At 54.5% G+C, this 14,956-nt stretch carries 14 protein-coding genes and 1 rRNA gene; 7 read left to right on the forward strand and 8 right to left on the reverse strand.

Features of this window, described 5'->3' with window-relative positions:
- Positions 1–105: ribosomal RNA gene (rrf, locus tag URZ40_RS05180) — 5S ribosomal RNA — on the forward strand; the annotation flags it as partial.
- A gap of 211 nt (positions 106–316) precedes the next feature.
- Complete coding sequence (locus tag URZ40_RS05185; RefSeq protein WP_163330604.1) at positions 317–1,612, forward strand: MFS transporter; 1,296 nt, start codon at positions 317–319, stop codon at positions 1,610–1,612.
- On the opposite strand, the gene URZ40_RS05190 is transcribed toward URZ40_RS05185, so the two are convergent.
- From URZ40_RS05190 to trxC, 5 genes are all read right to left on the reverse strand, one after another.
- Positions 1,609–1,932 carry a YfiM family lipoprotein gene (locus tag URZ40_RS05190; protein ID WP_320719952.1) on the reverse strand — a complete coding sequence of 108 codons (324 nt, stop codon included), beginning with the start codon at positions 1,930–1,932 and terminating at the stop codon, positions 1,609–1,611. The genes URZ40_RS05185 and URZ40_RS05190 overlap by 4 nt on opposite strands.
- A 45-nt stretch (positions 1,933–1,977) precedes the next feature.
- The gene (gene pssA, locus URZ40_RS05195; protein ID WP_116343332.1) at positions 1,978–3,333 is read right to left on the reverse strand and encodes a CDP-diacylglycerol--serine O-phosphatidyltransferase; all 1,356 of its coding nucleotides are present in this window, start codon (positions 3,331–3,333) and stop codon (positions 1,978–1,980) included.
- A 110-nt stretch (positions 3,334–3,443) separates the two neighbouring features.
- The gene (gene pat / locus URZ40_RS05205) at positions 3,444–6,107 is read right to left on the reverse strand and encodes a GNAT family N-acetyltransferase (protein WP_320719954.1); all 2,664 of its coding nucleotides are present in this window, start codon (positions 6,105–6,107) and stop codon (positions 3,444–3,446) included.
- A 35-nt stretch (positions 6,108–6,142) separates the two neighbouring features.
- A complete protein-coding gene (gene tapT, locus URZ40_RS05210; protein WP_116343330.1) occupies positions 6,143–6,841 on the reverse strand; it encodes a tRNA-uridine aminocarboxypropyltransferase in 699 nt (232 codons plus the stop codon).
- A 69-nt stretch (positions 6,842–6,910) separates the two neighbouring features.
- Entirely contained in the window at positions 6,911–7,330 is a 420-nt protein-coding gene (gene trxC / locus URZ40_RS05215) for a thioredoxin TrxC (protein ID WP_061097357.1), read from the reverse strand.
- Between the two features lie 204 nt (positions 7,331–7,534).
- On the opposite strand from trxC, the gene URZ40_RS05220 reads away from it, so the two are divergent.
- Positions 7,535–8,665 (forward strand): tRNA/rRNA methyltransferase, encoded by a 1,131-nt coding sequence (locus URZ40_RS05220; protein WP_316380677.1) that lies wholly within the window; start codon positions 7,535–7,537, stop codon positions 8,663–8,665.
- Between the two features lie 40 nt (positions 8,666–8,705).
- Here the strand turns inward: URZ40_RS05220 and ung are convergent, their stop codons facing one another.
- Positions 8,706–9,395, reverse strand: coding sequence for a uracil-DNA glycosylase (ung, locus tag URZ40_RS05225; RefSeq protein ID WP_023333064.1), 690 nt, complete (start codon positions 9,393–9,395; stop codon positions 8,706–8,708).
- 314 nt (positions 9,396–9,709) lie between these two features.
- Here ung and grcA point away from each other — a divergent pair, with 314 nt between their 5' ends.
- Positions 9,710–10,093 carry an autonomous glycyl radical cofactor GrcA gene (gene grcA, locus URZ40_RS05230; RefSeq protein WP_006176733.1) on the forward strand — a complete coding sequence of 128 codons (384 nt, stop codon included), beginning with the start codon at positions 9,710–9,712 and terminating at the stop codon, positions 10,091–10,093.
- A gap of 52 nt (positions 10,094–10,145) precedes the next feature.
- Here the strand turns inward: grcA and srmB are convergent, their stop codons facing one another.
- Positions 10,146–11,474, reverse strand: a complete 1,329-nt coding sequence (gene srmB, locus URZ40_RS05235) for an ATP-dependent RNA helicase SrmB (protein ID WP_116343327.1) — start codon at positions 11,472–11,474, stop codon at positions 10,146–10,148.
- A 132-nt stretch (positions 11,475–11,606) separates the two neighbouring features.
- On the opposite strand from srmB, the gene URZ40_RS05240 reads away from it, so the two are divergent.
- Positions 11,607–12,344: a tRNA(1)(Val) (adenine(37)-N(6))-methyltransferase TrmN gene (locus URZ40_RS05240; protein ID WP_023344703.1), complete on the forward strand. Its 738-nt coding sequence runs from the start codon at positions 11,607–11,609 to the stop codon at positions 12,342–12,344.
- Here URZ40_RS05240 and nadB read toward each other — a convergent pair.
- Entirely contained in the window at positions 12,329–13,948 is a 1,620-nt protein-coding gene (gene nadB, locus URZ40_RS05245) for an L-aspartate oxidase (RefSeq protein WP_116343324.1), read from the reverse strand. The two genes, URZ40_RS05240 and nadB, sit on opposite strands and share 16 nt — an antisense overlap.
- A 344-nt stretch (positions 13,949–14,292) precedes the next feature.
- On the opposite strand from nadB, the gene rseD reads away from it, so the two are divergent.
- Together rseD and rpoE are read left to right on the forward strand one after the other, a co-directional pair.
- Positions 14,293–14,376: a rpoE leader peptide RseD gene (gene rseD, locus URZ40_RS23165; protein WP_233002681.1), complete on the forward strand. Its 84-nt coding sequence runs from the start codon at positions 14,293–14,295 to the stop codon at positions 14,374–14,376.
- A complete protein-coding gene (rpoE, locus tag URZ40_RS05250) occupies positions 14,373–14,948 on the forward strand; it encodes an RNA polymerase sigma factor RpoE (protein ID WP_006176728.1) in 576 nt (191 codons plus the stop codon). Before rseD ends, rpoE begins: the two co-directional genes overlap by 4 nt.
- Positions 14,949–14,956: the final 8 nt, after the last annotated feature.

Below are 14,956 nucleotides of genomic sequence, written 5' to 3' on the forward strand. Positions count from 1 at the left end.
TAGCGCGGTGGTCCCACCTGACCCCATGCCGAACTCAGAAGTGAAACGCCGTAGCGCCGATGGTAGTGTGGGGTCTCCCCATGTGAGAGTAGGGAACTGCCAGGCATCAATCAAGAAGAACCCCGTACCGTAAGGTGCGGGGTTTTTTGCTTTGGATTCCGGAAACGCTGGCCTTTCTCTTAATCCCTTATCCTGCTAATAAAATGTGTGATCCCTGTCTCAATGTTATTTATAACAAAATTATAACATTTCATTTACGAGGTAATTGAGTCTGCTAGCTCAATACGCCGCTGTATATGGCAGGAGCATAATCACAATGACAGAAAGCATTGCATCAAACGGGACGCTGGCTAACAGCGATACCCGAAGAAGGGTATGGGCAATCGTCAGTGCCTCTTCAGGGAACCTGGTAGAATGGTTCGACTTTTACGTCTACTCATTCTGTTCACTCTACTTCGCACATATTTTCTTCCCCTCCGGCAACACCACGACGCAGCTTCTACAAACGGCAGGAGTATTTGCCGCAGGATTCTTAATGCGCCCCATCGGTGGCTGGCTGTTTGGCCGCATTGCGGATCGCCGCGGGCGTAAGGCCTCCATGCTGATCTCCGTGTGTATGATGTGCTTTGGTTCTCTGGTGATCGCCTGTTTACCGGGATATGAATCGATTGGCACCTGGGCTCCGGCGCTACTTTTGCTGGCCCGCTTATTTCAGGGGCTATCGGTCGGTGGCGAATACGGCACCAGTGCGACCTATATGAGTGAAATTGCGCTGGAAGGCCGTAAAGGCTTTTACGCCTCATTCCAGTATGTAACGCTTATTGGTGGACAACTGCTGGCGATTCTCGTGGTGGTGATCCTGCAGCAAATCCTGACAGATGAACAACTCCACGCCTGGGGATGGCGAATTCCTTTTGCGATGGGGGCCGTGCTGGCAGTAGTTGCACTTTGGCTACGTCGTCAGCTGGATGAAACCTCGCAGAAAGAGGTCAGAACGCTGAAGGAGGCGGGAACCTTTAAAGGGTTATGGCGTAACCGCAAGGCTTTCCTGATGGTGCTGGGCTTTACTGCGGGCGGCTCCCTCAGCTTTTACACATTCACCACCTATATGCAGAAGTACCTGGTGAACACCACCGGGATGCACGCAAATGTCGCCAGCGTTATTATGACTGTGGCGCTATTTGTCTTTATGCTCATCCAACCGATTATCGGAGCGCTTTCGGATAAAATTGGCCGACGTACGTCAATGCTGATCTTTGGCGGGCTGTCGGCGTTGTGTACCGTGCCTGTTCTGTCTGCGCTCCAGCACGTATCATCGCCATATGCCGCATTTGCGCTGGTCATGCTGGCGATGGTGATTGTCAGTTTCTATACCTCTATCAGCGGGATACTGAAAGCCGAAATGTTCCCGGCACAGGTGCGTGCGCTGGGGGTTGGGCTTTCTTATGCAGTAGCCAACGCGTTGTTTGGTGGTTCGGCGGAGTACGTTGCGCTGTCGCTTAAATCATGGGGAAGTGAAACGACATTCTTCTGGTACGTGACGGTAATGGGGGCGCTGGCCTTTGTTGTCTCCCTGATGCTGCATCGCAAAGGGAAAGGTATTCGTCTTTAATAATGCGCCATCTGCCACACGGCATAGCCGGTCGTTGCGCCGGCGACATCCCAGGCGAAATCTTTCCAGCTCCAGCCGCTCCCTGAGGGGCGGCTATCCCACAGTTCTTTTGATGCCCCAAGGCCCACAGAGAACATCAACCCTATCCCCGCGCTACGGTCACGGCTGTATCCCTGATGCTGCGCGTACTCATTACCCACTGCGGAAAGCATAGCGGAAGCGAGGAAATGCTGTGCTTTATCCTGACCGGACCAGCTATCGTTGGCCATATGACTGCAGCCACTCAGAAAGAGGACGCTCAGTAACAGGAGGATGCGCATTTTAGGGCTCCATAAAAAAGCCCTGCGGGTGGCAGGGCCTGGACATTACAGAATACGGCTGATAAGTCGATCAATACGGATACGACGCAAGCGGCGAATCAGCTTGCGGACTTTCACCGGATAATCGGCAATGCTCTGCAGCTCGCGGTAATGATTAACCACCGTGGTATGCGTGCGAATCAACTCCAGTTCACGCTCACGCTGTGCGGCTAACTCATGCTGAGGGTCATGGATCAGGATCGCGTTTTCCAGATCCAGTCGCCACGCGCGCGGGTTCAGATTGTTACCGGTCAGCAGCATCCACTCATCGTCAACCCATATGCCTTTCAGATGGTAACTGTTGTCTTCATCTTTCCAGAGACGTACAACCAGCTGGTCAGTGTTTACGTAATATTGTAAACGGCTCAGGAAACGGCGCAGGTTAATCTCATAAAGATAAGGCAGCGCGCCGATGATTTTGAACGGCTGATCTTCAGGAATGAAGAAGTCGTTTGCCGTTTTATCCCCGACGATAATTTCCACTTTTTTACCATCGCGCAGTAGCTGAATAATGTTACGTACCAGTACGGCGGGAAGGTTAAAGTACGGCGTGCAGATGGTAAGTTTCTGCTCCGCGCACGGCATCAGATGGAAGATCGTTTTATTCAGCAGGCTTGATTTGCCGAGCCCAACCAGCGGGGTAACGGATAACTCTTCGTTATTCGCATCGCCCTGAAAATGGTAGACCGCATCGCGCAGCTCCTGGCGGAAGGCGCGAACATCATTTTTGATCTCCGGGCTTTTAGGGCGCTCAGGATCGTCAAGGCGATTAACGCCACGGCCGTGTACCAGGTTTTTATCAACCCAGTTAAACATAATATCGGCCATCTGCGGATTACGGATCAGATGGTAACGATCGTAGCGATATTTATCGAGCTGATGAAGGTAAACGTCATTCAGACTTGCGCCGCTGTACAGGACGCTGTCATCAATGATAAACCCTTTAAAATGGAGAACGCCGAGCGCTTCACGGGTATTCACCGGTACGCCATAAACAGGCACATCGACGCCAGGATTTTCCTGCGCCGTGCGGCAATACCAGTCTGCATTGGTATTTGAAGCGGCCGCGCCAATACGGCCACGCTGGGCGCGATGCCAGTCAACCAGTACGCGAACATCCAGCTCTGGACGCTGACGCTTGGCTTCATAGAGCGCGTTCAGGATCGCGCGCCCGCCTTCATCTTGTTCAAGATACAGGGCCACAATGCAAATGCGTCGCGTGGCACTGGCAATCTTTTCCAGAAGCGTCTCCCGAAAATGAGCGGGAGCGTAAAAGAACTCTACATCATCAACTGACTGAGAAATCTTCGGTAGTTGAGCAAGGTGTTGTTGATGTTTATTACGCTTAAATTTTGACAACATCACAGTGCGTTTCTTCTCTGTTCATTGAAGGGTTGTCTGTACCATGCAAACAACATAAGCGGACAATGATACCACCAGTCCCGTCCAAAGTGGGTAACATTTCCAGTAGCTTACTCGGGTTTGTCTGCTGATGTTAGGCCGAGGGATAAGGCGACAATACCTTCGTCCAGCTGAATATCAACGTCAAATCCGAGTTTTCGCGCCAGGGTCACCATACCGCGATTGTTCGGCATAGTAATGCCATTCAGACGTAACAATCCGTGATCTCGCGTATAACTGATGAGTTTTTCCAGCAGCCGTCTGCCCAGACCCAGGCCTTTAAGATCGGAGCGTACCAGGACGGCAAACTCCGCGTCGACGTTATCCGGGTCAGAAATAGCGCGCGTCACGCCCAGGATCTCATCGCCCCGATCGGAACGCCGAACAGCGACAAATGCCATTTCTCGATCGTAGTCGATCTGGGTCATATTGGCTAAATCATCATGGGTAAATTCGTTGATTTCGCTAAAGTAGCGGTAATAAAGATCCTCTTTCGTGACCTGAGAGATAAAGGCCCGCAGCTGAGGTTCATCTTCCGGCAGAATAGGGCGGAACAAAGTGCGTTCCCCATTCTTCATCTCAACCCACTCTTCCAGCTGCAGAGGATACGGACGGATCGCCAGGCGGCTCTCTCTGTCCCCTTCGAATGGCGCGATATCCAGCGTCACGTCCAGCGCCGTAAATTCAGTGCCGGAAGCGAGCAGCGGATGGATATCCAGCCTCTGGATCTCCGCACAATCTACGATCAGGTTAGACACCAGCACCAGGAACTGACTCAACCCGGCAATATCGAGCGGACGCAGGGCACTGCGGCCTCGGATCTTTTTGCTTTTAATCGCCTGAATGATGAGATAGCGCGCCAGATTCATGTTCAGCGGTGGTAATGCCACCGCGGCCTGCTCTTCCGGACGCCACTCAACGCCGCCTTCTCCCAGCATAATGAGCGGGCCAAAGACGGGATCGTGTTCAACCACTACCCGCAGTTCCTGAGCGCCCGCGCGGTTAGCCATGCTCTGCACCAGCAGCCCGTGGATCCGCGCCTGCGGCCAGGCCATTTTGACGCGATCGAAAATGGCATCGGCTGCCTGCTGCACCTCCGTTGCCGTACGCAGGTACAGCATGACTCCCTGAACGTCCGACTTATGCGGAATATCGGGGGAACGCAGCTTAAGTGCGACCGGGTAGCCAATTTGTTCGGCTATATGTACGGCCTCAGCGCTGTCGCTGGCGATCCAGGTTGGCAGAGTTTGCATCCCGTAGCTGCCCAGAATGGGCTGCACTTCATGCGTATCAAGCGAGGTCGCGCCTTCTTCGATAGCTTGCTGCAACAGCCGGTGAACGTCGACGGTGTTCGCCGTCAGATTACCCGGCAAAGCCGGCGTCTCACGCAGCTGTTTCTGGTTGCGTCGATATTCCACCATATGCATAAATGCCGTGATGGTGCCTTCCGGCGTGCGGTAGGTTGGCAGTCCGGCTTCACTGAACAGGCGTCGTGCCTCCTGAGAGGAAAACTCACCGCACCAGTTGGTCAGTAGGGTGACGTATTTGCCGCGCGGATGGTTTCGTACTGCCTCAATCATCGCCCGCGCGCTTTCACTGCCCGGCGCGACCGCACTAGGGGAGTGGATAATCATCAGCGCATCGAAATCCTGGCTGTCCAACAAAATGGAGATTGCCCTGATATAGCGATCGCTGCTGGCGTCATCGCGCAAATCAAGCGGATTGTCGGGCGTCACGCTTGCGGGAAGCGCCTCTCTGAGGCGTTGCAGCGTCTCTTCACCCAACGTGGCCAGTTTGCCGTTACGCAGCCAAAGCTCATCCAGCGCGAGTGCGGCAGGGGCGGCACCATTACTGACGATCATCAACTTCTCACCGCGCAGCGGTCGCATATGGCTTAGCGTCTCAACGGCGGAAAAAAGTTCATGCGTATCCTGCACCCGCAGTAACCCCGCGCGCTGAATGGCGGCATCCCAGGCGGGATCCATGCCGGAATGGGACTGCAGCAGACGCTGAGCCGCAGGACTGCGACCGCTTTTGATAACGAGGATCGGCTTATTGCGGGAAGCACTTCGTGAAGCCGATACAAAACGACGGGCGTCGCTCAGATGCTCAAGGTAAAGGAGGATTGCGCTGGTTTTGCTGTCTCTCGCCAGGAAATCCAGCAGCTCGTCAACGTCGATATCCATGCTGTCGCCCAGGGCAATGAAGTAGGAAAATCCCATCTCACGCTGCTGAGCCCAGTCGAGGATAGTGTTCGATACGGCTGCCGACTGCGAGATAAAGGCGAGTTTGCCTTTGCGAATTGGCACCGGGGAGAAGCTGGCGTTCAGCCCCTGCCAGGGTGCGAGCAGACCCAGGCTGTTCGGCCCAAGAATGCGCATCTGATAACGGCTGGCGCAGGCCAGCAGTTCGGGTTGCTGTTCAGGCGGCGACGAGAGAATAATGCAGGTTTTACACCCTTTCTTGCCGAGTGACTCCAGCAGTTCCGGATTGCGTTTGGCGTTTGTACACAGAACGGCGAGATCCGGTACGAAAGGCAGGCTCTCCACGTCCGGCCACGCAAGCACGCCCTGAACGGCCTTATAAGCCGGCGTGACGGGCATAACGGGACCGTTGAATCCCCCGGCCAGCAGGTTACGCATCATCAGATAGCCTGCACGATCGGGTTTCATTGATGCGCCGATGACGGCAATGGATTTAGGTCGGAGTAGCGCTTCTAACCCTCTTTGGCTCATGCAGGCCTCCTGTAAATGCAAGCGACCTGATGATTTTAAACGCTTTCTGTCTCCGTTGCTGTGATGCTGCCCTTATGAACGGTTTTTCCCGCCAGATAGCGCTCCCGGAAACATGAGAAATGGTTGCCCAGGGCGCCGGCCGCTGCGGTATCTCCTGCTAAATCCAGCAGCGCAATGGCCACTTCGGCGGTGCAGTATTGGCCGTCAGCATGGGCTTCGCGCAGGCGGTAGGCCGAGACGCGGGAAAGATCGACAGAAATCACCGGCAGCGCGTCAAGATAGGGGCTTTTGCGAAACATTTTCCGCGCTTCGGTCCAGGTTCCGTCCAGCATAATAAACAGTGGCGGTTTCCCGGATGGCGGCGCGGTAAGGACCTGACGCTGTTCTCCCGCATAAGACGCCGGGAAAACCACCATCGGCTGGTAGTTCGGGCTTGCCACCAGGTCGAGCAGAGCCTGAGGCGGTGCCGTACGGGACCACTGAAACGCGGCGGTATCCGGCAGAATATCGGCGATAAGACGCCCCGTATTGCTGGGTTTCATCGGCTCGGTATCGAACATGACCAGACAAAAGCGGCTCTCCGCCGAACTCGGGGCCAGCGTCTCGCACAGACAAACCTTCAGCGGCAGCAGGCAGCGCTGACAGCGGCGAATACGGTTGCCGCGGGCGAGGAACGGTCGGGTAGCGCGCGCAAGGCGCTCGGCGCGTAATGTAAGGACAGCGTTATCAGTCATGGGCGAAATGGAGGAAAAACCCTATTTTCGCAGAGGCGGGAACGGGGCACAAGATGTGCCCCGGGAATGTTACAGCGATTCGTTTAACCAGCTGTCAAAGGGGGCTTTTGGAACCGCACCGTTGAGCATATCGATCACTTCACCATTTTTGAAAATCATGATGGTCGGGATACTGCGAATACGAAAACGTGCGCTCAGCTCGCGTTCGGCTTCGGTATTGACCTTCACGAACCGCATTTTCCCGCTGCGCTCTTCGGCCACATCTTCGAAGATTGGCGCAAAGCTGCGGCACGGACCGCACCAGGGCGCCCAGAAATCGACCACCACCGGGAGATCGTCCTTGAGGAGTTTGTCCAGCGTAGCACCCGTCGCGTTAATGACATCGCCATCAAACAATTCATGGCCACAACGTCCGCATTTCGCACCATCTTCAATCCGATCGTCCGGAATGCGATTAAGAGCCTGACAGTTGGCACATACGGTATTCATAACTAACCTCTGATAGAGCCGTGGGACAGCGGCAGAACGCCGATAATGTTTCTAATATGTTACATATTATCAATGAGCCTGTTTGAAACAACAATGCGTTTTATTCAATGAGAACAATAGTCACAGGCTTTTGTACGAAATTATGGCTATGCGCTGGCACATCGGGTAATCTGCGCGCTTCGCGCAGCGCTGGTGGAGAAAAGCATGAACGACGAAATGAAAAACAAAAGCGGCAAGGTCAAAGTGATGTATGTCCGCAGTGATGATGACTCTGATAAACGCACCCAAAATCCGCGTACCGGAAAAGGGGGCGGGCGTCCGGCGTCCTCTCGTGCAGACGGTGGCCGTCGCCCCGCCCGCGATGACAAAAATACCCGCGGTGATGACCGCAAACGTGACGATCGCAAACGCGATGACCGTCCGCGTTCCGACCGCCCACGCAGTGACCGTCCACGCGACGATCGTCCGCGTGATGACTTCTCACGCGATAACGCCTCACCGTGGCGCACCGTTTCTCGCGCCCCTGGCGATGAGACGCCGGAAAAACCAGATCACGGCGGTATCAGCGGTAAAAGCTTTATTGACCCGGAAGTACTGCGCCGTCAGCGCGCGGAAGAGACCCGCGTATATGGCGAGAACGCCTGCCAGGCGCTGTTCCAGAGCCGTCCTGAGTGTATCGTCCGCGCCTGGTTCATCCAGAGCGTGACCCCGCGCTTTAAAGAAGCGCTGCGCTGGATGGCCGCGAACCGCAAAGCCTACCACGTTGTGGATGATGCAGAGCTGACCAAAGCCTCCGGTACTGAACACCACGGTGGCGTCTGCTTCCTGATCAAAAAACGTAACGGCACGACCGTGCAGCAGTGGGTCAGCCAGGCGGATGCCGATGACTGCGTGCTGGCGCTGGAAGACGTGGGCAACCCGCATAATCTGGGCGCAATGATGCGCAGCTGCGCGCACTTTGGCGTGAAAGGCGTGCTGCTGCAGGATGCCGCGCTACTGGAATCCGGCGCCGCGATCCGTACTGCGGAAGGCGGGGCCGAGCACGTACAGCCTATCACCGGCGACAGCGTTCTGGATGCCCTTGAGCAGTTCCGTAAAGCGGGCTATTCCATCGTAACCACATCGAGCCATGCCGGCACGCCGCTGTTTAAAGCGACGCTGCCGCGTAAAATGGTGCTGGTATTAGGTCAGGAACGCGATGGTCTGTCTGACGCGGCGCTCTCCAGTGCAGATCTGAGCGTCTCTATCGACGGAACAGGCAATGTGGAAAGTCTGAACGTATCCGTTGCGACCGGCGTGCTGCTAGCCGAGTGGTGGCGTCAGAACAAGGCATAAGCCTCTTAATGTGCCGGGCCTGACCCGGCACATTCAAATCCTACTCGCTCTCTGCCGGTAACACAGGCATCCAGTCAATTGGCGTTTCGCCACGTTTTTCCAGCCATTCATTTGCCAGAACAAAATGATTACTCCCAAAGAAGCCGCGATGCGCAGACAGCGGTGACGGGTGCGGTGCTTTCAACACGTGATGACGCTGACGATCGATAATCGCACCTTTCTTCTGCGCATGCGATCCCCAGAGTAAAAACACGACCCCTTCACGATGCTCGTTGATAAGGCTGATGACTTTATCGGTAAAGGTTTCCCACCCAAGGCTGGCGTGCGAATGCGCCTGACCTGCCCGTACGGTGAGCACCGTATTCAGTAACAGCACGCCCTGGCGCGCCCAGCTTTCCAGATAACCGTGGTTGGGGCGGGTAAACCCGGGCACGGTTCCCTCAAGCTCTTTATACATGTTGAGCAGAGAAGGGGGGATAGCCACGCCCGGACGAACGGAAAACGCCAGCCCGTGCGCCTGCCCAGGGCCGTGATAGGGATCCTGGCCCAGTATGACCACTTTCACATCGCTCAGCTCGGTATAGCGAAACGCGTTGAACACATCTTTTTGCGGCGGATAAATCGTCTGCCCGGACTGACGCTCAGCGGCAACGGTGCTGAGCGTGTTGATAAAATAAGGCTGCTGCTTTTCTTCTGCCAGCACGTCATGCCAGGTTAAAGGTGTCGTCATGTCGCTCTCCTGCGAATCTCAATCTGTGACTAGCTTACCTGTTTAACTCCGGTGAGCAAAATTACGCGCTGAAATGCGTGCTAAGCAATTAAATTTATTTTGAAATGATGCAGGTTAAGTTTAATTGGCAGGGGTGTGAAATTGATCTTAAACAATAAATTCAAACCACACTCTTTATGTGGTTGGTGTTTTTGTTGATTTAAATCAATAAATCACCGAGGTGTGAATGATATATATACACACAAGAAACAATGGTTTTACCAATTGGCCGCGTAAGGCCAGCATCAGTTAATGTAGCCTAAGGGAGGCAACACATGATTACAGGTATCCAGATTACCAAAGCGGCAAATGACGATCTGCTCAACTCTTTCTGGCTGCTGGACAGCGAGAAAAATGAAGCGCGCTGTGTAGTAGCGAAAGCGGGTTTTGCTGAAGATGAAATCGTACCGGTGAACAAACTGGGCGAAATCGAATACCGTGAAATCCCAATGGAAGTGCAGCCGGAAGTGCGCGTTGAAGGGGGTCAGCACCTGAACGTTAACGTGCTGCGCCGCGAAACGCTGATGGATGCCGTTGAGCACCCAGAAAAATACCCGCAGCTGACTATCCGTGTGTCTGGCTACGCGGTTCGCTTTAACTCACTGACTCCAGAACAGCAGCGCGACGTTATCGCCCGTACCTTTACTGAAAGCCTGTAAGGTTTCAGCCACGGGGGTGGAATAAAAAAGCCGGGAAATGTCCCGGCTTTTTTTACTCTTCAGTTTTGGTCTCTGGCGCAGCAGAGCTTGGCTTACGGCGCTTACCAATGTTTTTGGTGTCGCGGTGGCGTTGCTTCACGCGCGGCTTCTCTTTTTCTTTCTCTTTTCTCTCAGCACGTTTCGCCAGCGCTTTCTTGGACGGTTTACCCGTCATTTTTTCACTCGGCGCACGTGTGGTTGGGCGCAATCCATCAATAACGCGCGCTTTCAGCGGCTCGTCAACATAGCGGCCAATTTTCTGCAGCAGCAGGTGGTCATGCGCTTCAACCAGTGAAATCGCAATCCCTTTGCGGCCCGCGCGACCGGTACGGCCAATGCGGTGCAGATAGGTATCTCCGCTACGCGGCATATCGAAGTTAATGACATGGCTTACGTCAGGGATGTCGATCCCGCGTGCGGCAACGTCTGTTGCGACCAGCACGTTAACGCGGCCATCGGTCAGACGCTTAATGCCTTCGGTACGCTTGATCTGCGCCATCTCACCTTCAAGATAGCAGTTGTTGATCCCGGCGTTACGCAGCATTTCAGCCAGCTCGTGCACGCGCTCGCGCTTACGCACAAACACGATGGTGCGGGTGGCGTCTTCCTGCTTAAGCAGGTGCTTGAGCAGCTCAACCTTGTGCTCAAGATTGTCCGCACGGTAATACCACTGGTGGATCTTCTTACGCTCTCGCGTGGACGGCGTCGCAGAGACTTCCACCGGATCTTCCAGCAGACGCTCTGCGAAGTCCTTGATCGCATCCCCTTCAAGGGTGGCAGAGAACAGCATCGTCTGGTTACGCCAGCGCGTTTCACCTGCAATATGCTCGATATCCTGCGCAAAGCCCATGTCCAGCATGCGGTCGGCTTCGTCGAGGATCAGCGTCTCTACCGCGCGGCAGTCGAAGTTCTCTTCTTTAATGTACTGCAGCAGGCGGCCCGTCGTCGCGACGACGATGTCCTGGTTTTCGCTGAACACTTCGGCGTGGTTCATATACGCAACGCCGCCGGTGATGGTGGCAATATCCAGATGTGTATTCGCCGCGAGTTCACGCGCGTGATCGGCAACCTGCATAGCCAGTTCGCGCGTAGGCGTCAGGATCAAAATACGCGGCGGGCCAGATTTTTTACGTGGAAAGTCGAGCAGGTGCTGCAACACAGGCAGCAAATAGGCTGCTGTCTTCCCCGTGCCGGTTGGCGCAGAACCGAGCACATCGCGGCCCTCAAGCGCAGGCGGAATGGCCGCTGCCTGAATGGCGGTCGGGCGTGTAAAGCCTTTGCTCTCAAGTGCATTGAGCAGGCTTTCATCGAGTTCAAGTTCGGAAAAAGTCGTTACAGTCATGTTCTACCTCTGTGTGGGGCGCTGATTATAGACGTTACGGCTGTAATCTTCATCTGTTTGTATGGATATCGCTTTGCGGCCACTTCGCTTTCCCCTATGCTACTCCAGTTTCACTTAGAAGGTTGTCCTGACATGTCTCAACTCAAAGCGCAGCTGCGCCGCGATGGTTTTACGTTTAAACAATTTTTTGTCGCCCACGATCGCTGTGCCATGAAAGTCGGTACAGACGGCATTTTACTGGGAGCATGGGCACCTGTCGCAGGCGTTAAGCGTATTCTTGATATCGGTACCGGCAGCGGGCTGGTGGCGTTGATGCTTGCGCAGCGTACGGAAGAACATGTCACCATTGATGCCGTCGAACTGGATGCGCAGGCCGCAGAGCAGGCGAGTGACAATATGGCCGAATCTCCCTGGGCAGCCCGAATGAAAGTGGAATGCGCAGATGTGCTCGCCTGGGCGCCTGAACAAACCGCGCGTTACGATCTGATTGTCAGCAACCCTCCCTACTACGAGCCCGGCGTTGAGTGCGGGACACCCGAGCGTGAACAGGCGCGTTATACCGGCTCCCTCGATCATAAAGCGCTGCTCACCAGTGCGGCAGAACTCATCTCCGAAGAAGGTTTTTTCTGTGTGGTCCTGCCCGAGAGTACCGGCAACACGTTCATTGGTATCGCGCAGGAGATCGGCTGGACGTTACGTCTGCGAACTGACATCTCTGATACGGAAGGCCGGTTGCCGCACCGCGTGCTGCTGGCGCTCTCGCCAAAAGAGGGTGAATGCTTTAATGACCGAATGGTGATCCGTGGGCCAGACCAGCGTTATTCCGAAGATTACACGGCTCTGACCCAGGCGTTTTATCTGTTTATGTAAACCTGCGGGGCGAGTATCGACGGGCCGGACTCAGGAAGCTGATCCGGGTAGTCGAGGGTGTAGTGCAGCCCGCGGCTCTCTTTACGCATCATCGCGCAACGAACAATAAGCTCGGCAACCTGCACCAGATTGCGCAGCTCCAGCAGATTATTGGAAACGCGGAAATGGGCATAATATTCATCAATTTCCTGTTGCAGCATCGTAATGCGGCGCAACGCCCGTTCCAGACGTTTCGTGGTGCGCACAATCCCAACGTAGTCCCACATAAATAGCCGTAGCTCGTGCCAGTTGTGCTGGATCACGACCCGCTCGTCCGGGTTATCCACGCGGCTTTCATCCCAGGCAGGCAACTGCTCTGTCTCGCGGGCGTAAGGCATTCGCCTGGTGATGTCTTCCGCTGCTGACCAGCCGTACACCAGACATTCAAGCAACGAGTTAGAGGCCATACGGTTCGCGCCGTGAAGTCCGGTATAGCTGACCTCACCAATAGCATACAGTCCGTCTACGTCAGTGCGTCCATGATCGTCAACCATGACGCCACCGCAGGTATAGTGTGCCGCAGGCACAATGGGCACTGGATCGCGGGTCAAATCAATCCCCAGGCTCAGCAGTTTTTCGTAAATCATCGGAAAATGCTGGCGAATGAACTCTGCTGGCTTATGGCTGATATCAAGATACATGCAGTCCACGCCAAGACGCTTCATTTCATGGTCGATGGCGCGCGCGACGATATCGCGCGGGGCCAGCTCACCCCGGGCGTCGAAGTCGGGCATAAAGCGGGAGCCATCAGGGCGTTTCAAATAAGCGCCTTCGCCACGCAGGGCTTCCGTCAGCAGGAAGTTGCGCGCCTGAGGATGGAACAGGGCGGTGGGGTGAAACTGATTAAATTCGAGATTTGCCACGCGGCAGCCGGCGCGCCAGGCCATGGCGATACCGTCCCCGGAAGCGATATCCGGGTTCGTGGTGTACTGGTACACCTTGGAGGCGCCACCTGTAGCCAGCACGACGGCCTTTGCCTGACAGGTTTCCACCTTCTCTTTATTACGGTTCCAGACCCACGCCCCCACCACGCGACGCGTGCCGGGCAAGCCAATCTTGTCGGAAATGATCAGATCAACGGCGTTGCTCCGCTCAAGGACACGGATATTAGGATGGTTCAGCGCTTTGCTGACCAGCGTGGTTTCCACTTCTTTTCCGGTAGCATCCGCGGCGTGCAGGATGCGGCGGTGGCTGTGGCCGCCTTCACGGGTCAGGTGGTAGCTCTCTTCACCGTTAGGCTGAACCTGGGTATCAAATAATACGCCCTGATCGATGAGCCACTGAACGCAATGGCGGGCATTGCTTGCGACAAACTCTGCGGCGTGCGCATCCACGATCCCGGCTCCGGCAATCAGCGTATCTTCCACATGCGACGCAATGCTGTCGGTCTCGTCAAACACCGCGGCAATACCGCCCTGGGCATAAAATGTTGAGCCTTCACTTATCGGACCTTTGCTCAGGACAATAACGTTCTGATGTTCGGCCAGACGAAGCGCCAGAGAAAGACCGGCAGCACCGCTGCCGATGATCAGTACATCACAATGAAGTTCAGGTGTTGTGTTCATGATTTTTTGTTTAATTTACTAAACAGTGTTTGGGCAGAATAGCACCTGAATGCGAGATATCGCACGTTTTTTTTAGTGGGTGTTGCAATTGCTAAACGCGTAAGCAGGGGTAAACGAGAGGTAAATGAATGAAATTATTTTGCGAAGCAGATCGTTAGCGTCAGATTTTGTGATGAAATAAAGCCCGTGTTGCGTTACTCTTCTGGCGGGAAAAAGATGTTTCTTGTCAGAAAGTGGTGCGTATCGTGAACAGACTTATAATGAGAGAAAATGAACGGTCTGCGGCGCGATGAACAAAAACAAAGGCGTTACGGAACTTATTGAAGATCAAACACTCTAAGCTGGTGCTTGCTCAAAGTGCGGTAGTTGTAGAGTGGCGTTTCGATAACGCGTGGAATTTAGGTTTGGGGAGACATTACCTCGGATGAGCGAGCAGTTAACGGACCAGGTCCTGGTTGAACGGGTCCAGAAGGGAGATCAGAAAGCCTTTAACTTACTGGTGGTGCGCTACCAGCATAAGGTGGCGAGTCTGGTGTCCCGTTATGTACCGTCAGGTGATGTACCTGACGTGGTGCAAGAGTCTTTTATTAAGGCCTATCGCGCGCTGGATTCGTTCCGGGGAGATAGTGCTTTTTATACCTGGCTGTACCGTATTGCTGTCAATACGGCAAAGAATTATCTGGTTGCTCAGGGCCGTCGTCCGCCGTCCAGTGATGTAGACGCTATCGACGCCGAAAACTTCGAAAGTGGCGGTGCGCTGAAAGAAATTTCGAACCCTGAGAACTTAATGTTGTCAGAAGAACTGAGACAAATTGTTTTTCGCACGATCGAGTCGCTCCCGGAAGATTTACGCATGGCAATTACGTTACGGGAGCTTGATGGTCTGAGCTATGAAGAGATAGCCGCTATCATGGATTGCCCGGTCGGCACGGTGCGTTCACGAATTTTCCGTGCGCGAGAAGCTATTGATAATAAAGTTCAACCGCTTATCAGGCGTTGACGATAGCG

It is taken from the genome of Enterobacter sp. 296B2 (assembly GCF_034106185.1).
Lineage (GTDB): Bacteria > Pseudomonadota > Gammaproteobacteria > Enterobacterales > Enterobacteriaceae > Enterobacter > Enterobacter cloacae_N.

Excerpts from the sequence above, each read along its gene's own strand:
- ung (WP_023333064.1), bottom strand. The coding sequence starts at position 9,395 with ATGACGACACCTTTAACCTGGCATGACGTGCTGGCAGAAGAAAAGCAG.
- URZ40_RS05185 (WP_163330604.1), top strand. The coding sequence starts at position 317 with ATGACAGAAAGCATTGCATCAAACGGGACGCTGGCTAACAGCGATACC.
- URZ40_RS05220 (WP_316380677.1), top strand. The coding sequence starts at position 7,535 with ATGAACGACGAAATGAAAAACAAAAGCGGCAAGGTCAAAGTGATGTAT.
- pssA (WP_116343332.1), bottom strand. The coding sequence starts at position 3,333 with ATGTTGTCAAAATTTAAGCGTAATAAACATCAACAACACCTTGCTCAA.
- nadB (WP_116343324.1), bottom strand. The coding sequence starts at position 13,948 with ATGAACACAACACCTGAACTTCATTGTGATGTACTGATCATCGGCAGC.
- tapT (WP_116343330.1), bottom strand. The coding sequence starts at position 6,841 with ATGACTGATAACGCTGTCCTTACATTACGCGCCGAGCGCCTTGCGCGC.
- trxC (WP_061097357.1), bottom strand. The coding sequence starts at position 7,330 with ATGAATACCGTATGTGCCAACTGTCAGGCTCTTAATCGCATTCCGGAC.
- grcA (WP_006176733.1), top strand. The coding sequence starts at position 9,710 with ATGATTACAGGTATCCAGATTACCAAAGCGGCAAATGACGATCTGCTC.
- URZ40_RS05240 (WP_023344703.1), top strand. The coding sequence starts at position 11,607 with ATGTCTCAACTCAAAGCGCAGCTGCGCCGCGATGGTTTTACGTTTAAA.
- rpoE (WP_006176728.1), top strand. The coding sequence starts at position 14,373 with ATGAGCGAGCAGTTAACGGACCAGGTCCTGGTTGAACGGGTCCAGAAG.
- srmB (WP_116343327.1), bottom strand. The coding sequence starts at position 11,474 with ATGACTGTAACGACTTTTTCCGAACTTGAACTCGATGAAAGCCTGCTC.
- URZ40_RS05190 (WP_320719952.1), bottom strand. The coding sequence starts at position 1,932 with ATGCGCATCCTCCTGTTACTGAGCGTCCTCTTTCTGAGTGGCTGCAGT.
- pat (WP_320719954.1), bottom strand. The coding sequence starts at position 6,107 with ATGAGCCAAAGAGGGTTAGAAGCGCTACTCCGACCTAAATCCATTGCC.